The following is a 20,723-nucleotide window of genomic DNA, read 5'->3' on the forward strand; positions in this document are numbered from 1 at the left end:
CCCTCAGTTCGCCGGGTAGCGGTCGATGGGCGGCGGTGTCGGCGCGGGCACCCCGGACAGGCCGAGAGTCGCTTCGAACGCCTTCTTCCAGTTGCCGTTCTTCTCGTTCTCCTCCAGTGCGTCGTCGAGGGCGAAGCGCAGTGCGTTGTCGCTGCGCGGGACGCCGATGCCGTACGGCTCCTCGGAGAAGGGCTTGCCGACCACCTTCATCTCGTCCGGCGCCTTTGCGGCGAATCCCAGCAGGATGGCGTCGTCCGTGGTCACGGCGTCGACCTGGAAGGTCAGCAGGTTGTCGACGCAGATCGAGTAGGTGTCGTACGCGACGAGATCCGCCTCGGGGTAGTCGGCGGCGATGCGCTGGTACGGCGTGGAACCGGCCGCCGAGCAGACGGTCTTGCCGGCCAGGTCCTGCGGCCCCTGGATGTCGTTCTCGTCCGAACGTACCAGCAGCCCCTGTCCGGCCATGTAGTACGGCCCGGCGAAGCCGACGAGCTTCTTACGCATGTCGTTGATCGTGTAGGTGCCGACGTAGTAGTCGATCTGTCCGTTCTGGAGTGCCGTCTCCCGGTTGGCGGAGGCGATGGTCCGGAAGCGGATCGTGTCCGGCTCGAAGCCGAGCGAGGCGGCCATCATGCGGGCGATCTCGATGTCGAAGCCCGAGTAGACGCCGGTGGCCGGGTCCTTCTCCCCGAGGTAGGGCTGGTCCTCCTTGGCCCCGACGACGAGATAGCCACGCTTCCTGGCCTTCTTCCAGGTCTTCGACTCCGGCAGTTCGAAGGCTGTGTCGACCTCGTACTGGGGCAGCTCCTCGGCCTTCGGCCCCTTGACCGGGGGGCTGCCCTCCCTGCCGCAGCCGGCGGAGAGCGCGGCGATCAGGAGGCAGACCAGTACGGCCGCGATGTTCCTCGTACGCAAAACGGTGCCTCCTGTCAGTGCTTGAGGATCTTGGACAGGAAGTCCTTGGCGCGGTCGCTCTCCGGTGAGGTGAAGAAGTCCTCCGGAGTGCGGTCCTCGATGATGCATCCGTCGGACATGAAGACGACGCGGTTGGCGGCGGACCGGGCGAAGCCCATCTCGTGGGTGACGACCACCATGGTCATGCCCTCGCGGGCGAGCTGCTGCATGACCTCGAGGACCTCGTTGATCATCTCGGGGTCGAGCGCCGAGGTGGGCTCGTCGAAGAGGAGTGCCTTGGGGTCCATGGCGAGTGCGCGGGCGATGGCTACGCGCTGCTGCTGGCCGCCGGAGAGCTGCGCGGGAAGCTTGTCTGCCTGTGAGGCGAGCCCGACCCGCTCCAGCAGTTCCCGGGAGCGTCGGTCGGCCTCGTCCTTCTTACGCTTGCGGACCTTGAGCTGGGCGAGCGAGACGTTCGCCAGCACGGTCTTGTGGGCGAACAGGTTGAACGACTGGAAGACCATGCCCACTTCGGCCCGGAGCTCGGCGAGTCCCTTCCCCTCCTCGGGAAGCGGCTTGCCGTCGATGGCGATGTGGCCGGACTCGATCGTCTCGAGCCGGTTGATGGTCCGGCAGAGGGTTGATTTACCCGATCCGGAGGGGCCGATGACCACCACCACCTCCCCGCGGCCGACGGTGAGATTGATGTCCTGAAGTACGTGCAACTTCCCGAAGTACTTGTTGACGTCCCGCAGTTCGATCAACGGATCGACGGCCATACGCTGCCCTACCCACTTATCGCTTGTGTCGAGGTCAGCGCAAACTATCCGGGGTGGATACGCACTTCGGGGCCGACACGCACCGGCGGAGCATAAGGCTGTTTATCGCGTTTTGGCCTCGGGGCCGCTCTCCGCGGACTCCGCGTACATCTCGGAGAGCTCGGGGCTGCCCGACATCGCCCAGTCCAGACCTGCGGCGACCACATCGATCTCGCGCCCCGAAGTCAGCCGCACGACAGGCTTTCCGCCCGCCAGGATGTCCCAGGCAGCTCCGGGGACGGTCCGGACCAGGACGGTGCCGAGGTAGAGCCCGGCGTCGTTGCCCACCCAGGGCAGCTCCTCCGGGTCGTCGCGCCAGACCGGCGGCAGTTGGTCGAGCGCGGACAACGAGACGGGACTGTCGTCGAGCTCGAGGCCGCACTGCGCTGCCCGGGCGCGCAGCAGCTCGCATTCCGCGAACAGCTCGGCGACACCGTCCGGATCGGTCTCGACGGCGGCCGCGAGAGCCATCTCCCGTGTACCGCCCTGGCGCTTACGCCAGTTGTCCAGAAAAGGGATGTTCATGCCACCAGGATCCCATCCCTGACGCCTTCCGCATCGCAGGGCGCGCAACCGTGCCGGTTCCGGTACCTGCCCCGGACATGGCCTGGTCACGCGTCTAGGGTACGAGAATGACGTCGCAGAACTATCTTTCCGAACTCTTCTCGCTGGAAGGCCGGGTCGCCGTGGTGACCGGCGGCAGTTCCGGCATCGGGCGTGCCATCACGGGGGCACTCGCGCACGCCGGCGCGAGCGTGGTGGTCGTGGCGCGCAGGGAGGCGGAACTGGTACGCACCGTCGGTGAACTCGATGCCGACGGCTGCCGGGCGGCCTGGGTGAGCGCCGACCTCGGGACCACCGAGGGCGTGAGCGCGGCCGGTGACGGTGCGGCGGCCGCGTTCGGTGAGCCGGACATCCTCGTCAACTGTGCGGGCGTGAATCTCCGTCCGCCGATGAGCGAGCTCGACGAGGACGTGTGGGACACCACGATGACGGTGAACCTCAAGGCCCCTTACCTGCTGGGCCGCAGGTTCGGCCCCGGCATGGCCGAGCGCGGTTACGGGCGGATCATCCACATCACGTCCCAGCAGGCGCACCGGGCGTTCGTGCGGAGCGGGGCGTACGGCGTCTCCAAGGGCGCGCTGGAGTCACTGGCCCGTTCCCAGGCCGAGGCGTGGTCGCCGCACGGCGTCACCTGCAACACGCTGGTGCCGGGGTTCGTGATGACACCACTCAATGAGCGGCTGTCGTCCGACCCGGAGCGGGTGGCGGCGCTGGCCGCACGCACGATGGTGGGGCGCAACGGGCTGGCCGGGGACTTCGCGGGCGCAGCGGTGTTCCTGGCGAGCGCGGCCTCCTCGTACGTCACCGGGCAGTCGCTCTTCGTCGACGGCGGGTTCTCGGTGCACTGAGGCGATCCGGCGTCCGGCGCGGACATCGTCCGCGCCGGACGGCCACTTCAGCCTTCGGCTCCCGGCGCCACGTCCTCGGTCGCGGCGGCGACCGCAGCGGCGACGTCGGACGATGCCACGTCCTTGTCGATGCCGAGCCCCGACAGGATGCCCGCACCGCCTTCGAATTCCAGCACGGCCAGCACGATGTGCCCCGTCCCGACGAAGGAGTGACCGAGTCGCAGGGCCTCCCGGAAGGTGAGCTCCAGCACCTTGCGGGCCCCGGCGTCGTACGGGATCAGCTCGGGTACCTCGCCGGCCGCGGCCGGCAGGGCGAGTGACGCCGCCTCCCGGACGGCCTCCAGCGGGACCCCCTGTCCGGCGATCACCTGGGCGCCGAGGGAGTCCGGCTCAGCCAGGAGGCCCAGGACCAGGTGCTGCACCCCCACCTCGTCGTTGCGGGCGGCGTGGGCCTCGTTGTTCGCACCCATGACGACGTTCCTGGCCTGCGTGTCGAACTGACCGAAGCCCTGGCTCGGATCCAGGCCCGATGCCTCGCCGGGCGTCTTCGGCACGAACCTCTTCTGAGCGGCCTGCCGGGTGACACCCATGCTCCGGCCGATGTCCGTCCACGACGCACCGGAGCGGCGCGCCTGGTCCACGAAGTGGCCGATGAGGTGGTCGGCGATCTCGCCCAGGTGATCCGCGGCGACCACGGCTCCGGAGAGCTGCTCCAGCGTGTCTGTGTGGGTCTCCTTGATCGCGTCGATCAGGTCGTCGAGACGGATGGGCGGATTGGCGCGCAGCGGCTTCGTCATGAGGCAACCCTAGGTTGACACCGCCGAGGCGTCAACCTTGAGTTGACACCTCGGCGGTATCGGTCACTCTGCCTCGAGTTGCGGTTGCGGTTGGGTAGGCGTGCCTCGCACCGACAGCCAGGGTCCGCGATCGCACCGACAGCCGAAGTCCGCGATCCCTGACAGCGCGGTCAGACGTCGAGGTCCACGACCACCGGGGCATGGTCGGATGCACCCTTGCCCTTGCGCTCCTCACGGTCGACGTAGCTGTCCTTGACCGCCGCCGCGAAGGGAGCGTTGCCGTAGACGAGGTCGATGCGCATGCCCTTGTTCTTCGGGAAGCGGAGCTGGCGGTAGTCCCAGTAGGTGTAGGGGTGGTCGTACTTGAGGGGGCGCGGCACCACGTCGGAGAGCCCTGTCCCGCGCAGGGTGGCGAGCGCCGCCCGCTCGGCGGGGGTGACGTGCGTGGCGCCCACGAACTGTTCCGGGTCCCAGACGTCCTCGTCGGCCGGGGCGATGTTGAAGTCGCCGAGGACCGCGAACGGCAGCGTCCCCGCAGTGTCCGTGGCGACCGCCTTCCTCAGGGCCTCGAGCCAGCGCAGCTTGTAGGCGTAGTGGTCGTGGTCGACCTCGCGGCCGTTGGGGACGTACACGGACCAGACGCGGGCGCCCCCACAGGTCGCCGAGATCGCCCTCGGCTCCTGGACGCCCTCGTAGTCCGGGCCGTCGGGCAGGCCCGTCACGACGTCGGTCAGGCCGACGCGGGAGAGCAGCGCGACGCCGTTCCACCGGCCCGTGGCGTTGACCGCCGACTCGTAACCCACCTCTCGCAGCGCTTCGGCGGGGAACTGCTCCAGGGTGCATTTGGTCTCCTGGATGCACAGCACGTCGGTGCCGCTGCTCTCCAGCCAGGCCAGCAGCCTCGGAAGCCGGGCGGTGATCGAATTGACGTTCCACGTGGCGATGCGCATGCAGTCAACCTAACCGCTCCCACTGACAGCCGGGTCAGAGGCGGGTCGCGTCACCCGGGGCCAGCCGGCCGTGGTCCGTTCCGCCCAGGGCTCCGATCTGACTGTCGTAGATCGGACGGGCCAGGTCGGTGAGCAGCGCGTCGTGGATGTCGATGGCGCGGCGCGGCTTCACCTCGCGCACGTAGTCGATGACCTCGGAGAGCTTGCTCCAGGGGGCCATGACCGGCAGCATCAGCGTGTCCACGGAGTGGTCGGGCACCGTGAGGGCGTCCCCCGGGTGGAAGACGGAACCGTCCACGAGGAAACCGATGTTGGTGATCCTCGGGATGTCCGGATGGATCACCGCGTGCAGCTCGCCGTGCACCTGGACCTCGAGCCCCGCGGCGGTGAACGTGTCACCGTGTCCCACGGTGTGCACGCGTCCCGGGAACGCGGCCGACACCTGCTCGGCCACACTGCGCAGCGTCCAGACGCGCGCGGCGGGATTGGACTCCAACGCGGCGCGCAGCCGCGCCTCGTTGAAGTGGTCGGGATGTTCGTGCGTCACCAGGATCGCGTCGGCACCCACCGCTGCGTCGTCCTCGGTGAAGCCGCCGGGGTCGATGACGAGCGACTGCCCGTTCCGCTCCAGACGGATGCAGGAGTGGGTCTTCTTGGTGAGTGTCAGAAACGAAGCGTTCATGCCCCCATAGTGCTACGCGGGCGGGGTCGTTTCCTCCTGGATCACGGACCGGGCGATCTCGAACGCAGCGCCCGCCGCCGGGATGCCGCAGTAGACGGCGGTCTGGAGCAGCACCTCCTTGATCTCGACGGGTGTGAGCCCGTTGCGCAGAGCCGCCCTGACGTGCTGGGCGAGGCCGCCCAGGTGTCCGGACGCGACGATCGCGGTGAGCGAGACACAGCTGCGGGCCTTGCGGTCGAGCCCCTCCCTGCTCCAGATCTCTCCCCAGGTGTAGCGGGTGAGGAGCTCCTCGAAGTCCTCGGTGAAGCCGTCGGAGGCGGCTGCGGCGGCGTCCACGTGGGCATCACCCAGCACCTCGCGCCGGACCTTCATCCCCTGATCGTACCGGTCACTGCGTCCCGTCGGCGAAACGTCGGGCAGCTCGGCCGCGGCGGCGATCTCCGCGACGGGGACCATGGGGGCGAACGGGGCGGGGAAGCCGGGGATCAGCGGTACGGGGATCGACGCCTGGGTGTCCTGCCAGGTGGTCGAGAAGTGCATCAGCAGCAGGTCGGTGACGGCGGCCGGCTGCTCGACCGGTGCCAGGTGGGAGGCTCCGGGAACGAGGGCCAGCCGGGCGTCCGGGATACCGGCGACCAGGTTGCGGGCCTCGGCAGGACCGGTGACCTTGTCCTCGGCACCGACGAGCACGAGGGTCGGCACCCCGATGCGGGGCAGGTCCGAACGGATGTCGAAGGCGGCCAGGGCCTCGCACGACGCGATGTAGCATCCGGGGTCGGTGGTGCGGACCATCTGGACGGCCCACTCGACGATGGCCGGCTGGGCGGCGGCGAAGCCGGGCGTGAACCAGCGTTCCGGGGAGGTACGGGCGATCGGCTCCAGGCCGTTGGTACGGACGATCACTCCGCGCTGCCGGAATTCGTCGGCGGTACCGAAGCGCGGTGACGCGGCGACGAGCGCCAGGGCGGCGACCCGGTGCGGGTGCCGCAGCGCGAGGTCGGCACCGACGGCACCGCCGATGGAGCAGCCCGCGTAGCCGAAGCGCTGCACGCCGACGCTGTCCAGCGTGGCGAGGAGCCGGTCGGCGAGGTCGGTGACCGCGGCGGCAGGGCGGGCGGGCGCTCCGCCGTGCCCCGGCAGGTCGTAGCGGAAGATCCTCCAGTGCTTGGAAAGCTCGGGTATCTGGCGGTCCCACATGTGCCATGTGGTACCCAGGGAGGGCCCGATCACCAGGACCGGAGCGTCTTCTGGCCCGTCAAAGCGGTATTGCATGGTGTTCGGTGGTGTCTCGGTCACCCGGAAAACCCTCTCATCTGTCACGAGATGTCACATCGCCGGGGTGGGCACAGCTGTTCTGTCCACGGAGATTGGGTGCGGTGACAGTGATCACCGCCTGGGGATCTTGAACGAGTGAGGGCCTCCCGAGTTCGGTGTGGATTGCGACGTCTGCACCAGCCCGAAAGGCCCTCATGCCCCACCGTAATGCACCTCTGACCGAGACCGGACGACTGCGGCCGGCCCGCTGCGTGGTTGAAGACGGATGGCCTCTGCGCCGGGCAGTGGAGCGGTTCCAGGTATCGCCCGGACCACCGCTCAGCGGTGGGCCGGGCGATACCGCCGGCTCGGCGAGGTAGGGATGAGCGACCGTTCCAGCCGCCCCCACCACAGCCCTCGGCGCACGCCGCCCCGGGCCGAACGCCGGATTATCGGCAAAAGGAATCCGCTCCGTCCTCCAATAACCCTCACCCTCGCTTGGAACAGGCATCATCTGATGATGCAACCGCTCGATACTCGGCAGAGGCAGCAGCGCCCATCCCCTGACAAGGAACTCGCCTTCCGAGCAGGAACCCGTCAGGCCGCTCGACCCATCGAGCCGGGTGACGGTCCCGTTGTTGACCTTCAGATAGGCACGCAGATCCTCCGGGAACCGAACACCGTCTTCTCCTCGAAACAGCGGCGCTCTCCCCCTCACTCGCCGCGTCCCCCAGAGCACGGTGACCGACCGGGGCATACTCACGCAGCCAGGACACAACGCGCTGCCACGACTCACCTATATCACTCGGCACGAAGACCTCAGTCAAAAATCTACTCATCACGCTGGGACATTCGCGCGGCAGCGAAGATCCTGCCCCTGCGCAACAAGCAAATTCCAGCGCATGAGTTCGCCCCGCTCCTGGACACCATCGACGACGCGGACCTGCACGAGGCCGTGATGACAGAGGACGCGATGCCCGTGCAGAAGGATCGTGCCCGCTCCCTCGTCGAAGACCGTCACGCGCACTACCTGCTGTCGGCGAAGAACAACCAGCCAACGCTTGCGGGACGGTTGAGGAAATCACCCTGGGGCAAGGCACCCGTCCTGGACCGTGCACGCGAGCCACGACGAGGCGCTACTGCAGCAGGATCGTCTTCCGGAGCAGGTGGAAGCCGGCTCGGCCGTAGAGCGGATAGCGGGCGCCACGGGACTTTCCTTCGCATGATTGGGGTTACCCTTCGAAAGGGTACCCGCCGGGGTATCTCGAAGGAGTGTGGGTTGTGGAACTGGCGATGGCGGCTGAGGAACTGAAGACGGTGCTCAACCGGTTGCGCCGGGCCCAGGGCCAGATCGCTGGCGTGATCAAAATGATTGAGGAGGGGCGAGACTGCGAGGACGTGGTCACGCAGCTGGCCGCGGCGTCCAGGGCACTGGACAAGGCCGGTTTCGCAATCATCGCCACCGGTCTACAGCACTGCCTGACCGATGCGGACATGGCTGCCTCCGGCGATCGAGAGGAGATGCGTACCCGGCTGGAGAAGCTGTTCCTCTCTCTAGCCTGAGCCGTGGGGCCGTGGCACCCGATCACCCGCTTGTCGGGTGGGGTGGCGATCAGCATGAACGCGGCTACGGCCAGCAGGACGATTGCGGAGAGCCCGCCGGGCTGGCCAGCAGGCTGGGTGCTGCCGGCGGACTGCATCTCAAACGCGTGCGGCGGGCCGATCCGCGGTTGTTACCGAGTCCGCCGACCCCGCGCCCGCCGACGAGAACCTGCTCTCCCTTGCCCGCCGCGATCCCTCCGATGCCTCGGCCGTAGGGCATGCGGACACCCCGGTGGTGATGATCGAGTACTCCGACTTCCAGTGCCCGTTCTGCGGCCAGTTCGCCCGCAAGACCGAGCCTGAACTGCTGCGCTCGTACGTGGACAAGGGCGTCCTGCGTATCGAATGGCGCAACTTCCCTGTCTTCGGACCGGAGTCCGAGCAGGCGGCCCTGGCCGGCTGGCCGGCCGGGCAGCTGAACAAGTTCTGGGAATTCCACGACGTCGCTTACAGCAAGCCGCGTTAACGCAACACCGGTGAGTTCAGCACCGAGAATCCCACCACCATGACCCGCGAGGCAGGCATCGCCGAAATTGAGCGGGTCCAGGCGGACATGGCATCCGACAAGACCCGAACCGCAGTGCAGAAGGACCAGAAGGAGGGCTACAACCTCGGTGTGACCAGCACTCCGGCGTTTCTGATCAACGGTCGGCCGGTCTCGGGGCGCAGCCTACGGCCACCTTCAAGGAGTCGTCGAGGCCGCGGCGAAGGCGGCAGGGCGATGAGCGAGGCCGGACCGGCGGTGGCGTTCCTCGGCGGTCTGCTGGCGTCGTTGTGGGACCGGTTCGATCTGGGCCGCAAGCGCGGGCTGCGGGGCAGGATCTTCCGGTTGGGTCCGGCGGCCCTGCACAGCTCCTCGGCGTCGGTGGCGTGCTGTTCGTCGCGCTCGGTGTGGCTTTCCTGGCTTTCGACGGCACGTCCGCGCTGCCGTCGATGCCGAGCACCGATGCCGAGTTCGCCCTGGAAGAGCGATCGTCCGACCTCGGCGCAGCGGTGTCCGACGGACTGATTGTGCTGGTATTGGCCGCACTGCTGGTGCTACTCCGGCTCGCGAGAAGGCGGAATCCGCAGCCGTCGCCGGAAGAGGAGACATCGGCGCACGGGTAACGGGCCTTTGGCCGCGTGCCCTGGCATACGGAAGGGGAAGGATACGGATCCCTCCCCTTTTCTCGCATGGCTCAGGGGTTGCGCAGTGCGGCCAGTGTGTTGTCGAGGTCGGCGGCGCGGGGGCGGTTGTGGGGGAGCTTGGCGAGCATGGCGGCCATGCCGCAGGTGTTGGTCAGGGCGGAGAAGACCAGACCACCCGCGATGCCGACGGAGACGAGCTGGAAGGCCGGGTGGACGACGTATCCGAGTAGTAGGCCGAGCAGCACGATCACTCCTGCGGTGAGCCTCACCTGCCGCTCCATGCCCCAGGTGGCACGCGAGGCGCCCTGGGGACGGTGGAGCTCGTGGCCGTCGGCCGCCCATGCGCCGGTGCCTCCCGACAAGGTGACCGCGGTGACGCCGTTCTCCGCGAGGATCCTGCAGGCGTTCTCGGAACGGGAGCCCGAGGCGCAGACAACCAGGACGTCACCGCGGTCGGCAGCGTGCCGTATGTCGGGCAGTGCGCGCTGGATCTGGTCGAGGGGAATGTTGAGTGCGCCGGGGAGGTGACCGCCGGCGTATTCGCCCGGGGTGCGCACGTCGATGACGGTCAACTCGTGCAGGCGGGTACGCGCCTCGTCAGTGGCGAGGGCCGTGGGTGTGGTCATGGCAGATGTCGTCCTTGCGTGTTGAAGTGTGGCGGAGCTTGATCTGACGGGAGTCGGACTGAAGGCGGTCCTGAGATGCGCGGCCGGCTTGAGAAGTGCTCCCGGCTCTTGTCCTGCGCCGTTGGCGGCCCGCGTGTCAGAGGATCACGTCAACGAGCATGAAGGCTGCCACTGCCAGCAGTACGCCGGCGAAGACTTTCTGCAGGGTGGTGCCGGAGATCTTCGTCGCGAGCCGTTTGCCGTCCCAGGCGCCGAGGATCGCGGTTCCGGCGAACGGGCCGATGATCTCCCAGTGGAGCCCGCCGCTGGTGCCGGTGCGAGCGGCGAGCGCGGCGAGTGAGTTCACCGTGATGACGAGCAGGCTGGTGCCCACCGCCCGCCGCATGGCGAGTCCCAGGACGCTCACCAGGGCGGGCACGGCGAGGAATCCCCCACCGACCCCGAGAAAGCCCGTGACGGCGCCGAGTCCGGCACCGGCACCGGCCGCCTTGCCGGGCCGGATCCGGTCCGGCGGCTCGGACGAGGACGGACGCAGCATACGCAGGGCCGCCAGCGCGGCGATGACCGCGAACGCCACCGTAAGCACCGCTTCGGGCAGGCGCCCGGCGACGCCACCGGCGAGGAAGGCGGGGACGATGCCCGCCGCGGCGAACAGCGACCCGGCCTTCCATGCCACGTTCCCGTCGCGGGAGTGGGCGTACAGGGCTGTGGCGGAGGTTGCGGTGACGATGATCAGGCTGGCCGTGGTGGCAGCGGCCGGCGTGAAGCCGAGCAGGTAGATCAGTGCCGGTACGGCAAGGACGCTGCCACCGCCGCCGAGGGCTCCGAGGGCGAGACCGATGACGGCCCCGGCGATGAGGGCGAGGACAAGTAGGGTCACGTGATCTGGCCGCTGTTCCCGCGTTCGTCGACGACAGGGTGCCCGGCGGCGGCCCACGCTTTCATGCCGCCCTCGACGTCCACCGCCTGCGCTCCGCGCTCAGCGAGGAGCTTCGCCGCCTGCTGGGAGCGGTGACCGCTGCGGCAGATCACCACCAGCGGATGTCCCTCCGCCTCGGCGGGCAGGGTAGCGTCGGCGACCAGTTTTGTCAGCGGTACGTGAACGGCGCCCGGGGCGTGGCCCGTGGTCCATTCGGGCTTCTCACGGACGTCCAGCAGGACCGCGTCAGGCCGGTCGCCGCTGGTGCGCCTGCGCGCCTCGTCGACCGTGAGGCGGGCCCCGTTTCGGCGAAAGAGAAACATCACACACGCTTCCTTCCTTGCGGGGGAACGGTCGGAAATCAACCGGAGGTCAGGGGCAGCCCGGCATCCGTCGCGGCGTCGAAACCGTCGTCGACGGCGATCACGCCGCGGCCGGCGGCGTCCAGCAGGGAAGCGGCGATCGCGGCGCGCATCCCGCCGGCGCAGTGCACCCACACCGTCCCCTCCGGCACCTCGCCGATACGGCTGTGCAACTCGTGGATCGGGATGTGTACCGAGCCTTCGATGTAGCCATCCACGCGCTCCGAGTCCCGGCGCACGTCCAGGACGACCACCCCATCGCCGCCGTTGCGAACATCAGCGAGGTCGGCGAAGCGGGCGCGGGGGAAGGTGGCGAGCTGCTCACCCTTGCGGACCCAGCCGGCCGGGTCGCCGGTGGCGGCTGCGGCCGGACGGTCGATGCCCACCCGCGCCAGCTCCCTCTGCGCGTCGGTGACCTGCTCCGGGGTGTCGGCGAGCAGGGTGACGGGCTTGCCCCACGGGATCAGCCAGGCCAAGTAGGTGGCGAGCTTGCCCTCACCCTCGAAATTGAACGACCCGGCCACGTGCCCCTCGGCGAAGGCCATGCGGCTGCGCAGGTCCACCACCCACTCACCCGCGGCCAGCCGCGAGGCGATCTCCTCGGCGTCTGCACGCCTCGGCGGGGTGAGGTCGACCGGCGCGGGGCCCGCGGCATTGGCCGGGCCCATGTGCGCGTAGTAGGCGGGCACGTCGTCGAGCCCGGCGAGCATCTGAGTGACGAAGGTGTCCACGTCCAGGATCAGCGCGTCGTTGTTCTTGCGCTCCTTGCCGATCGTGGTTGCGTCCCCGTCGGCCTGGGATGAGGAACAGAAGCTGCCGAACCCGTGGGTGGGCAGTACCGGCACTTCGTCGTCCAGTTCCTTGACCAGGCGGTGGGCGGATGCGTGCTGAGCGCGGGCCAGTTGCTCGGTCAGCCGCGGCTCGACCAGGTCCGGGCGGCCCACGGTGCCGATCAGCAGCGAGCCGCCGGTGAAGGCAGCCACACCGCGCCCGTCCTCGGTCAGGGCGTAGGAGGTGTGGTGCGGGGTGTGCCCGGGGGTGGCGATCGCGCGCAGCACCAGGCCTGCGTCCACCGAGACGGTGTCACCGTGGGCGACCGGGGTGCGGGCGAAGGACACGTGTGCCCCGGCCGGCACCAGGTACTGGGCGCCGGTCACGCGGGCCAGCTCCAGACCGCCGGTGACGTAGTCGTTGTGCACATGGGTCTCGGCCACGAAAGCGATGCGCACTCCTCGGCGGGCCGCCGCGGCGATGACCTGGTCGAAGTCGCGGGGCGGGTCGATGACCACCGCACCATTGGGTCCGCCCGCCAGGTAGCTGCGGTTTCCCAGGCCCTCGAACTCCAGGGTGTCGACGAAGAACACGAGTCAGGACTCCTCTCGAACGATGTACCCCAGGGGGTATCTGTCATTCACCCTAACAGCTATACCGGGGGGGGTATTCCGGGAAGGAGCGTTCCCCACTCAAGGCGTCGCCTGGCCCCCTTGCGGGTACGCGGTGGGGTATAGAGGAGTCAGTCGTTCCGCACTATCCGGGAGTGTCCGTGTCCTACGACCGCACCGTCCGACTCGACGCCGACTTCGACACCACTGTCACCGCCGTCCGCAAGGCACTGGCCGACCAGGGCTTCGGCATCCTCACCGAGATCGACGTCAAGGCCACCCTCAAGGCAAAACTCGGCCACGACATGGAGGACTACCTGATTCTCGGCGCCTGTAACCCGCCGCTCGCCCGCCGGGCCCTGGAAGCCGAGCGCAGCATCGGCCTGCTCCTGCCCTGCAACGTCGTCGTACGCCGCGACCGCGACACCACGGTCATTCAAGCCCTCGACCCGGGCACCATGGTCACCCTCACCGGCCTCGACGCCCTGAAGCCCGTCGCAGGCGATGCCACCGCCCGCCTGGACGCCGCCCTGAGCTCCCTCACCTGACCCCCTCACCACCGCGGACGCCCGAAGGCCATCGACGAGGACATGCCCACCTTCACCGTCGCGACTCGAGGAAAGCGTCCCCGTCGCCGAGAACACGAAGAAGGCCACCACAAAGACCGGGAAAGCGCAGGCACGCACATCGGTCACCTCGCCCTACCAGGCACTCACAGAGACCGAGGAAGCCGCAGTGGACGGCCACCGCAGCCCAAGCCCCTCCACAACCGCCGCACCGACACGCTCACCGCCGAGGAAATCGACCTCCGCGAACCGGGTGTCCGGATGGCGCCGCCGCTGTTCGATGCGATCGACCGGCTCCCGGTCGCCGAGGAGCACCGTGAGGAATCTATCGCCTTGGCTCGAAGAGCCGGCCGAGCTCGCTCCGGCTCCCCCGCGCGCCTGGCCCCATGGTGGTCTATGAGGCACGACTCCACAGCCCCGCCTATATGGGGCTGCACCGTCCGGGCACACGGTGCTGATCAGAAGCAGCTGGGAACGGGCTTCATGGCAGCGTAAACCGAAAGCACCGCACAACCGCGACCGTCGTTCCAACGGCGAAGACCAGCGCAGGGGTGGCCAGGCGCACTTCGGCCGCTGTCTGCTCGCCCGGCTGTGCTATTCCACGGGCCGGTGCGCGTCCCGTCGGGTCGTACAGAACCGTAAGCACGTCCCCCGGGTGGGTGAAGCCGGTGCAACCCCGCCAGATCTTCATGCGCGGGGAGACTCCGGGCCCGTCAGGGTCCACCTCGCACAGGAAGCGACGCTGCTGGTGTCCCTTGCTCTCGACGGAGGTGACGTGGGCAGACTGCACCTGGCCCCGGCCGGCCAGCGCGAGCCCCGCCGCTGCCTGGGGCGCCGCGAAAGCGAGACACATACCCAGCACACCCACAAGCCCGACGAGGATGCGCCCGGCCCGCAGAACCGCCAGATACATGACCAGTGCGGCGACGAGCACCAAACCGACCTCGCCGCTGCGGAGGGCCGAGGGTCCGGCCCACATGCCCAGGAATCCCGCACCGGTGATCAAGGTGACGCCGAGGAACCCCACCGCGAGACCATGAGCCAGAATGCCTGCTCCTGGAACGCCGACGAACTCCGCCGGCCCCCACAGAGTCGACCTGAAATGGGCCGCGAGTCCGGGAGCTGGATCAGCCCTGCGGTGACTGTCAGGGGCGTTCAGGTAGCTCCCCTCCTTTCGACCAGTGGTCCGGCTCGGCTCCGGTGTCGCAGGCTGCGCCCGTACATGGTGGTGCCCCGCCCTATTCACGGCACTGCTGGAATGCCGAAACGTAGCGACTTCTTTCCTGCCGGAATCACGCAGTCACGCGGTCGCCATCACATACGACGATGTTCAGCCGTGGTGCCCCGACGACAGGTCTGCCCAGCCCAGTGGGTGCAAAGCGCTGTCGCCGTGCGTCGGCATAGCGGGCTCCCCGCCCGCCTCGTTGAAGGCGGTCAAAGCGCTGACAAGAGCGAGGCGCTGGACAGGGTCGAGCCGTTCGACGATAGCGGCGATCTCCTGTTGTCGCCGTGTCGTCACGTCCTCGACCGTGCGGCGGCCCTCGTCGGTGACCTGGAGCAGGGTCTCGCGGCGGTTGTCCTGATTGATCTGCCGGTCGGCGAGCCGCGCCGCGATCAGCCGGTCCACCATCCGCATCGCGGTCGAGGGGGCCACACCCAGCAGGTGCGCGAGGGTGACAAGCTTGGTCGCCCCACGTGTGGACAGGACGACGAGCATGCGGAATTGCGGCAAGGTCACACGGTCTTCGACCTCGGCGAGCGAACGTGCCGACACCGCGACGAGAAGCCGTGACGCCGTCAACACCGCACGGGTAACTGCGTCCACATCAAACGTGCCCTCGGCCGGGGCACTTCGCTCAACCATGGTCCCTTTCTATCGCGTCCGCAGAGACCTCTACACCACTGGCGTCTCATCCCGGTGATATCGCAGGAGCAGCATTGCCGCGTCGTCGTGCAGCGGGCCGGCCGCGTGCCGGACGACGTCCCCGCGGAGTTCTTCCAGAGCGACTTGCGCGTCGTCGTCCCTGAGCAGGGTGGCCCGATCCTCCAGGGGATAGAACTGTCCTTCACCGTCGCGCGCTTCGGTCACCCCGTCGGTATACAGCAAGAGTTGTTCTTCTGGGCTGAATCCGACGTGGTGGGACCGCGGCGGCTCGCCGTCGTGCATGCCCAGGCCGAGCGGCAGGGCGTACGACGGAGGCTCCGTGAATTCGATGGTGCCGTCCCGACGGATCAGCATGGGTGCGGGATGCCCGCAATTGACCATGACGACGGTTTCCTCTTCCGGCCGCACCTCTGCCAGAAGAGCAGTCACGAACTTCTCGCCCTGCAACTCGCGGGCCACGCTCCGTTCCAGACGAGCCACAAGCCTGACGAGGTCCGGTTCCTCGTGTGCCGCCTCGCGGAAAGCGCCCAGGACGACGGCCGCTGTCTCCACCGCGGCGAGCCCCTTGCCCTGTACGTCACCGATCAGCACACGCACGCCTTGGGATGCGACGACGACCTCGTAGAGGTCCCCGCCGATTCGCGCCTCGGCCACAGCTGATGTGTAGGAGACCGCCACACTGAGGGGCCCCGCACGGCGGGGCACCGGTCTGAGCAGGACGCGTTGCGCGGCCTCTGCGATCGAACGGACACTGGCGAGCTCCGCCTCGCGTCGTTGCCGCATGACCGCGGCCACGACTCCCGCTGCGGTCACTCCCCCGACGGATGCCATGGCTGTGTAGCCGCGGCGGCCGTCGAAGAGACCGTCGTACAGGCCGAGACCGAAGCACAGCAACAGCGCCACCGCACCGATGAAGGCGGTGCGCCTCCACGTGCCGATCAAGCCGGCGAAGGCGGGTCCGAGGGACACCAGGGGAAGAAACCCCACCCCAGGTCCTGCGGTGAGATCGACAGCGGCCACGACCGCCATCACCACGGCCGGCAGCCATGAGAGGACGGCCGATCCATCCCATCGTGGGGTCGTGGTCATGGTGCTCCCGGCCGGTATGCGAACAACGACGAACCGCGATCGCGTCGCGTGACTCGTCATTTAGCCTATGCAACGATTTTGGTGCATTGAGGCCGGCCGACCGCTCGTTACTCAATCGAGGCCGCAGCAGCCTCACCCACGGACAGCAAGGAGCACGCCCGCACCCGAAAGCGCCACACGCCCATGGGGCTCGGCGCCTGGACTGGGATCACTGCACGCCGAAGCCCTCTGCAGCCTTCTCGGTCTCGTGCAGCACGACATCACCCGGAGAGCTGTCCACGGTATCCGGCACAGGCGCCCCCCGGGGCACCGCCAACAGGACTGCTGTCATGACAATGCCAACAAGGAGCACCTGAGCGAGGTATCGCCACCGCTCCCTTTCACTCATGTCCCGCCAAGCCTGCTGCCCATGGGGAGCGTCGTAGCCCTCACCAACCCACTGCACGGACCCGTCCGTCGGTGCGGGGCCGTGGTCGTCTCCGTCGACGTCCGGGAGCCGTGCGGACCGCTCAAGAGCAGAGGGCTCCCGGGGGGCCGACAGGCGTATCGCCTCCTCGTTGTCCTCGGCGAACCTTCTCCACACCGCGCTCGGCGCGGATGAGGCACCATCGTCACCCGAATCGTTCACACTCACTCCCCCACCATGATCCAGTCACTCACATCCTTGCTTCAGGGCATGCGCTGCCCAGCTCCCGCGTCCAGCCGCACGAAGGGAATCTCGCACCCCGCGCGCCGATAGGAGTCCGGGCTTCCGTCGATCCCGAACCCCATGAACGAGCACAGACGGCGGGCGGTGCGCGGCCGGGCAGCCGCGTATCGGACCATGGCTTCACCCCCTTCCTCCGCCGTGAGGAAGTGGGCCGTGACTGCGAAGTGCCGACTGCCGGACTGAACAACAGTCGTAGGCATCATGCGCAGGTTTTGATACCAATCGGCCTTCGGCCCGAACCTGGACGCCAGGGTCCAACTGCCGCCCTCGCGGTCGTACGCAACGACCTCCAGGGCAACGGTCCGATCGAGACCGGTAGTGCGTCCCTCGTGGTGCAACAGCAGGGCGCGTCGCCCGAACACACGCCCCAGTCCCACCCCGAAGAGGGCGAGGGGCAAACGCGCCAAGTGGCGACGCCACCCTCGTGGACGCCTTGGCCGCCGTGGCACCGTCAGCGGTCTCTCCGGCGTCACCATGCCACCTCTCGTAGATCACGTGGGCTGGGCAGGAAGCTCGGCCGCTCCGCGGACGCCGCCCATCCTTGAGATCGCACAATCTTTGCACAATCTAAAGGATGCGTACGAATCGCGCAGGAGATCACCCCGCGCCTCAGAGCACGACCGCGGACGGAACGCTCCGCATTGGTTCACCTCGACCAACCGAGCTCATCGCGCCCCCCTGTCACTGTGGCGGCCGCACCCTCACGCCGAACGCTTTGGTTGGACCACGACAACGATCATCCGTCGTCTCTGAGCCGCGACACACGCGGCTTGACAGGGGTGAGCGGGGGCCGAGTCGTCGCTGGTAGGTCGCTGCGGACTCCAAGGCCGCTGCCGAGGCAGCCTCACTGCCCGCCGAGTATCAGAACAGCAGCTACGTACAAGCCGACGGATACCACCAGAAGCAGAAAGGCAAGGATTGTGTGGCCGATGAGCCCTCGCCCGGGGTCACTGGCCAGATACTCTCGGGCCGCGCGGCTCACCCGGGGCCCTGGGGCACCCCGCGCGGTGCCGGCGTCCGCCTTCTCGATCGCTCGGCACAGCTTCTTGCGGCTTCTCTCAGTCGTGATTCCCAGGCGCACGCCATGGGAATCGCGCACTACAAGGGTGCGGTAGGTGCTGCCGTAGGAAAAGGTGGTCAGGAGGCAGACCGTGGCGATCTCGTTCAGGTCGACAGACCGTTCGCCAGTCAGGGTGCGCGCGATCAGACGCGACGACGAGTGCCGAAACGGCGCCCGCTCCTCGCAGAGCGCGGGGAGCAGCAGTGAGCCGGCGATCACGGCCATCAGACCGAGCACGATCGGCGAACCCTCGGGGACTGCCCCCGTTCGAGCCAGGCCGTAGCTGCCAAAAGGCAGCAGAAGGACCGCCACCACCAGGCTCAATCCGATACGCGCACGAGCCACGCTCCGGGCCGTGTCTGCTTCCACTGAACACCTCTTTCTGTGGCAGGGATCATCATGCACGCGCGGTGGATCTCGCCGCGTTGCCGGTACCCGGCAGCCTTCGATGCGAGGCAGCGCCTCACGTCAGCAGACACCGGGCATGCCCGGTCTCCGTGGCGTCGTCGCGCGCATCGACTGCGAGCGGCGAAACCAAGATGCGAGGCAGCAGCCCTGAGCACTACAACGAGGGGATGACCGTCTTCCTCTGTTCCAAGTGCGGCACCGCGATCACGCCGGAACTGGCCGAGCTTGCCGCCGTCCCTGACGTCTCAGCCGACGAGCGCGACCGGCACAAGGAGACACGCCGGGCGCCTTCCACCGTTCCGCGGGGCTACTACGCGATCGATCCCGAGCCCTGGGGACCTCCCCACGTCGTGCAGGACGATCAGGAGGACCCGAAGCCAGCTCAGTCGCGCGGACCTGTGGTCTGCCGCGAAGGAGGCTTCGTCATCTCGGCCGGCAGCCGACACACCGTGCTGGTGCATCCTGATGACGCCGCCAGCCTTCAGCCACTGCCCAACTGGGAGAAGAGCAGTGGGTGCTGCGGACCGACAGGCGACGAAGGAATCAACCGAGCCTGCCCCTGCGGCGCTCCGGTCGCGAGCCTCGCGGCCGACTGTTTCGGGCCCTTCGAACTGCACCTCGACCCCGTCCGGACCTACGCGTTCTCGTAGTAGGCCCGCGAAGCGCGCGCGGACGACGTGCACGACACTCCCGACGGAACCCGTCCGCCCAACTTCTTCACGACTGCTCTGCGTGGTGAACGAGGGCTCACAGGCGGACTGGCCGCCGAGCTGGGCTAGTTCGTATAGGACCAGCTCGGCGCGCTCGGCTTGCCCCCGACGCCCTCGTGCTCTGGACGACGCGCTACATCGACGCCGCCGTTGCCCGGCTTCGCACCGAAGGCCATGAGATCCAGAACGACGACATCGCCCCACCTCGCCCCTCTCAAGCATCGCAACCTTCCTACTCAGCCGCCGATGACGCTGGTGGGCAGGACTGAGTTCCCTCTCTGTCCAATGGCTGGGGCAGCGCGACACGATACCCATACTGCGCGAGTCGACGCGCGGGAGGCCGGGCCGATGATGGCGCTGTGGAGTGGGCTGCATGAGACCGTGTCTCCATGTCACCGAGCTCTCCGCCAGCGTCCGGACCACTGTCACCGCCTTTTTCTCCTTCTATGCGGGCTGTTGTGATCACTGGCCACGGAGACCTCGACGTGATTGAGGAGCGGGAGATGCCGGTGCCCCGCCCGGGGCCGGGTGAGGCTCGGCCCGCTCGACTTCCCGCGCATCCAGGGAGCCGACGTGGTCGGCACTGTTGTGGCCTGTGGCGATGAGGACGTCACCGGACTGGTCGGGACGCGGGTGTTGGTGGATCCGGCCGAGTACGACGGTCCGGGCCCGGACGCCCGCCCGGCCGACGTGCTGGGGAGTGAGCGGGACGGGGGGTTCGCCGAGTACGTCGTGGTGCCGAGCGCACGAGCCCACTCCGTCGAGGGGTCGCCTCTCACGGACGTGGAACTGGCTGCACTGCCTATCGCCTATGGCACCGCGCTGGGCATGCTCGACCGCGGGGCCGTATCGGAGGGCCATACCGTGCTCGTCACTGGCGCCTCGGGGGGTGTCGGTCTTGCCGCGGTCCAGTTGGCCCGCTCCCGTGGGGCCCGGGTCGTCGCGGTGTGCAGTGGTGACAAGGGAGACGCTGTGCGCAGCGCTGGTGCCGACGCTGTGGTGGACCGGCGACGGGACGAGGTGCTCGCCGATGCAGCGGCGGCCGCACCTGAGGGATACGACGCCGTTGTCGACGTCGTTGCCGGCGCGGTCCTCGGCCCCGGCCTCGGATTGCTGAAAGCCGGGGGACGCTGGGTGGTTGCCGGTGCTCTTGACGGCTGGGCTGTCGACATCGACGTGCGGCGGCTGTACCTGGCCAATCTCTCGCTGGTGGGCTCAACCATGCACACACCGCGGATCTTCGACCAGCTGGTGGAAATTGCCCGGCGTGGCGACGTCAGACCGGTCGTCGCCGCAACCTTCCCACTCGGGCAGGTACACGAAGCCCAGGCGCAACTCGCCCGGCGCGAGCACGTAGGAAAGCTGATCGTCATCCCCTGACCCGAATCCGCAGGTCCAGCCGCCCGCCAACGACTCCCACCCCGTGAAACGCACGTGGTCAGGGATAAGGACAAGGCCGCAGAAGTCCGG

The 20,723-nt window shown here is 68.3% G+C and carries 23 protein-coding genes and 4 pseudogenes; 9 read left to right on the plus strand and 18 right to left on the minus strand.

All coding sequences use genetic code 11. From position 1 onward, the window contains the following. Window positions 1-3: 3 nt before the first annotated feature. The 3 genes from JOC24_RS16845 to JOC24_RS16855 all read right to left on the minus strand — a co-directional run bounded on the left by JOC24_RS16845 (window position 4) and on the right by JOC24_RS16855 (window position 2,237). A complete protein-coding gene (locus JOC24_RS16845; protein ID WP_205021112.1) occupies window positions 4-915 on the minus strand; it encodes a glutamate ABC transporter substrate-binding protein in 912 nt (303 codons plus the stop codon). Between the two features lie 14 nt (window positions 916-929). Next, entirely contained in the window at window positions 930-1,673 is a 744-nt protein-coding gene (locus JOC24_RS16850; protein ID WP_205021113.1) for an amino acid ABC transporter ATP-binding protein, read from the minus strand. A 102-nt stretch (window positions 1,674-1,775) separates the two neighbouring features. Beyond that, complete coding sequence (locus tag JOC24_RS16855; protein ID WP_205021114.1) at window positions 1,776-2,237, minus strand: DUF6278 family protein; 462 nt, start codon at window positions 2,235-2,237, stop codon at window positions 1,776-1,778. 107 nt (window positions 2,238-2,344) lie between these two features. Here JOC24_RS16855 and JOC24_RS16860 point away from each other — a divergent pair, with 107 nt between their 5' ends. Continuing rightward, window positions 2,345-3,124: an SDR family NAD(P)-dependent oxidoreductase gene (locus JOC24_RS16860; RefSeq protein ID WP_205021115.1), complete on the plus strand. Its 780-nt coding sequence runs from the start codon at window positions 2,345-2,347 to the stop codon at window positions 3,122-3,124. Window positions 3,125-3,171: 47 nt separating this feature from the next. On the opposite strand, the gene JOC24_RS16865 is transcribed toward JOC24_RS16860, so the two are convergent. The 4 genes from JOC24_RS16865 to JOC24_RS16880 all read right to left on the minus strand — a co-directional run bounded on the left by JOC24_RS16865 (window position 3,172) and on the right by JOC24_RS16880 (window position 6,825). After that, window positions 3,172-3,921: a Clp protease N-terminal domain-containing protein gene (locus JOC24_RS16865; protein WP_205021116.1), complete on the minus strand. Its 750-nt coding sequence runs from the start codon at window positions 3,919-3,921 to the stop codon at window positions 3,172-3,174. Window positions 3,922-4,091: 170 nt separating this feature from the next. Next, window positions 4,092-4,871 carry an exodeoxyribonuclease III gene (locus JOC24_RS16870; RefSeq protein WP_205021117.1) on the minus strand — a complete coding sequence of 260 codons (780 nt, stop codon included), beginning with the start codon at window positions 4,869-4,871 and terminating at the stop codon, window positions 4,092-4,094. A 34-nt stretch (window positions 4,872-4,905) separates the two neighbouring features. Beyond that, window positions 4,906-5,553 carry an MBL fold metallo-hydrolase gene (locus JOC24_RS16875; protein ID WP_205021118.1) on the minus strand — a complete coding sequence of 216 codons (648 nt, stop codon included), beginning with the start codon at window positions 5,551-5,553 and terminating at the stop codon, window positions 4,906-4,908. A gap of 12 nt (window positions 5,554-5,565) precedes the next feature. After that, window positions 5,566-6,825 (minus strand): bifunctional 3-oxoadipate enol-lactonase/4-carboxymuconolactone decarboxylase PcaDC, encoded by a 1,260-nt coding sequence (locus JOC24_RS16880; protein ID WP_374104504.1) that lies wholly within the window; start codon window positions 6,823-6,825, stop codon window positions 5,566-5,568. A gap of 197 nt (window positions 6,826-7,022) precedes the next feature. Between JOC24_RS16880 and JOC24_RS16885 the strand changes: the two are divergent. After that, a pseudogene (locus JOC24_RS16885) lies at window positions 7,023-7,270 on the plus strand (leucine zipper domain-containing protein); the annotation flags it as partial. Window positions 7,271-7,645: 375 nt separating this feature from the next. On the opposite strand, the gene JOC24_RS16890 reads toward JOC24_RS16885, so the two are convergent. Beyond that, window positions 7,646-7,828, minus strand: coding sequence for a hypothetical protein (locus tag JOC24_RS16890; RefSeq protein WP_205021210.1), 183 nt, complete (start codon window positions 7,826-7,828; stop codon window positions 7,646-7,648). 260 nt (window positions 7,829-8,088) lie between these two features. Here JOC24_RS16890 and JOC24_RS16895 point away from each other — a divergent pair, with 260 nt between their 5' ends. The 3 genes and pseudogenes from JOC24_RS16895 to JOC24_RS16905 all read left to right on the plus strand — a co-directional run bounded on the left by JOC24_RS16895 (window position 8,089) and on the right by JOC24_RS16905 (window position 9,516). Further along, window positions 8,089-8,370, plus strand: coding sequence for a metal-sensitive transcriptional regulator (locus JOC24_RS16895; protein WP_205021120.1), 282 nt, complete (start codon window positions 8,089-8,091; stop codon window positions 8,368-8,370). 82 nt (window positions 8,371-8,452) lie between these two features. After that, window positions 8,453-9,102, plus strand: a pseudogene (locus JOC24_RS16900) (DsbA family protein); the annotation flags it as partial. 177 nt (window positions 9,103-9,279) lie between these two features. Next, a complete protein-coding gene (locus JOC24_RS16905) occupies window positions 9,280-9,516 on the plus strand; it encodes a hypothetical protein (protein ID WP_374104505.1) in 237 nt (78 codons plus the stop codon). A gap of 71 nt (window positions 9,517-9,587) precedes the next feature. Here the strand turns inward: JOC24_RS16905 and JOC24_RS16910 are convergent, their stop codons facing one another. From JOC24_RS16910 to JOC24_RS16925, 4 genes are all read right to left on the minus strand, one after another. Further along, on the minus strand, window positions 9,588-10,163 hold the full coding sequence (locus JOC24_RS16910; RefSeq protein WP_205021121.1) for a rhodanese-like domain-containing protein: 576 nt from the start codon (window positions 10,161-10,163) through the stop codon (window positions 9,588-9,590). A gap of 136 nt (window positions 10,164-10,299) precedes the next feature. Further along, entirely contained in the window at window positions 10,300-11,043 is a 744-nt protein-coding gene (locus JOC24_RS16915) for a sulfite exporter TauE/SafE family protein (RefSeq protein WP_205021122.1), read from the minus strand. Further along, window positions 11,040-11,405: a rhodanese-like domain-containing protein gene (locus JOC24_RS16920; protein ID WP_205021203.1), complete on the minus strand. Its 366-nt coding sequence runs from the start codon at window positions 11,403-11,405 to the stop codon at window positions 11,040-11,042. The genes JOC24_RS16915 and JOC24_RS16920 overlap by 4 nt, the downstream gene beginning before the upstream one ends. A 38-nt stretch (window positions 11,406-11,443) precedes the next feature. Beyond that, the gene (locus JOC24_RS16925; RefSeq protein WP_205021123.1) at window positions 11,444-12,808 is read right to left on the minus strand and encodes an MBL fold metallo-hydrolase; all 1,365 of its coding nucleotides are present in this window, start codon (window positions 12,806-12,808) and stop codon (window positions 11,444-11,446) included. Window positions 12,809-12,987: 179 nt separating this feature from the next. Here JOC24_RS16925 and JOC24_RS16930 point away from each other — a divergent pair, with 179 nt between their 5' ends. Continuing rightward, on the plus strand, window positions 12,988-13,374 hold the full coding sequence (locus JOC24_RS16930) for a DUF302 domain-containing protein (RefSeq protein ID WP_205021204.1): 387 nt from the start codon (window positions 12,988-12,990) through the stop codon (window positions 13,372-13,374). Window positions 13,375-13,873: 499 nt separating this feature from the next. Here JOC24_RS16930 and JOC24_RS16935 read toward each other — a convergent pair whose 3' ends face one another. The 6 genes from JOC24_RS16935 to JOC24_RS16960 form a co-directional block, all read right to left on the minus strand. After that, a complete protein-coding gene (locus tag JOC24_RS16935) occupies window positions 13,874-14,419 on the minus strand; it encodes a hypothetical protein (RefSeq protein ID WP_205021124.1) in 546 nt (181 codons plus the stop codon). 303 nt (window positions 14,420-14,722) lie between these two features. Continuing rightward, window positions 14,723-15,256 carry a MarR family winged helix-turn-helix transcriptional regulator gene (locus JOC24_RS16940; RefSeq protein WP_205021125.1) on the minus strand — a complete coding sequence of 178 codons (534 nt, stop codon included), beginning with the start codon at window positions 15,254-15,256 and terminating at the stop codon, window positions 14,723-14,725. A gap of 30 nt (window positions 15,257-15,286) precedes the next feature. Further along, on the minus strand, window positions 15,287-16,366 hold the full coding sequence (locus JOC24_RS16945; protein WP_205021126.1) for a PP2C family protein-serine/threonine phosphatase: 1,080 nt from the start codon (window positions 16,364-16,366) through the stop codon (window positions 15,287-15,289). A gap of 208 nt (window positions 16,367-16,574) precedes the next feature. Next, window positions 16,575-17,000 (minus strand): hypothetical protein, encoded by a 426-nt coding sequence (locus JOC24_RS16950; RefSeq protein WP_205021127.1) that lies wholly within the window; start codon window positions 16,998-17,000, stop codon window positions 16,575-16,577. Window positions 17,001-17,035: 35 nt separating this feature from the next. After that, window positions 17,036-17,551 carry a nitroreductase family deazaflavin-dependent oxidoreductase gene (locus tag JOC24_RS16955; protein ID WP_205021128.1) on the minus strand — a complete coding sequence of 172 codons (516 nt, stop codon included), beginning with the start codon at window positions 17,549-17,551 and terminating at the stop codon, window positions 17,036-17,038. A 368-nt stretch (window positions 17,552-17,919) separates the two neighbouring features. After that, window positions 17,920-18,504, minus strand: a complete 585-nt coding sequence (locus tag JOC24_RS16960; protein WP_205021129.1) for a hypothetical protein — start codon at window positions 18,502-18,504, stop codon at window positions 17,920-17,922. A 128-nt stretch (window positions 18,505-18,632) separates the two neighbouring features. On the opposite strand from JOC24_RS16960, the gene JOC24_RS16965 reads away from it, so the two are divergent. The 3 genes and pseudogenes from JOC24_RS16965 (at window position 18,633) to JOC24_RS16970 (ending at window position 20,633) form a co-directional block, all read left to right on the plus strand. Continuing rightward, window positions 18,633-19,193 carry a hypothetical protein gene (locus JOC24_RS16965; protein ID WP_307792710.1) on the plus strand — a complete coding sequence of 187 codons (561 nt, stop codon included), beginning with the start codon at window positions 18,633-18,635 and terminating at the stop codon, window positions 19,191-19,193. A 138-nt stretch (window positions 19,194-19,331) separates the two neighbouring features. Continuing rightward, a pseudogene (locus JOC24_RS34215) lies at window positions 19,332-19,556 on the plus strand (Tn3 family transposase); the annotation flags it as partial. Window positions 19,557-19,699: 143 nt separating this feature from the next. Then, window positions 19,700-20,633: pseudogene (locus JOC24_RS16970) on the plus strand (zinc-binding dehydrogenase). Window positions 20,634-20,723: the final 90 nt, after the last annotated feature.

The organism is Streptomyces sp. HB132 (assembly GCF_016909575.1).
Taxonomy (GTDB): Bacteria; Actinomycetota; Actinomycetes; order Streptomycetales; family Streptomycetaceae; genus Streptomyces.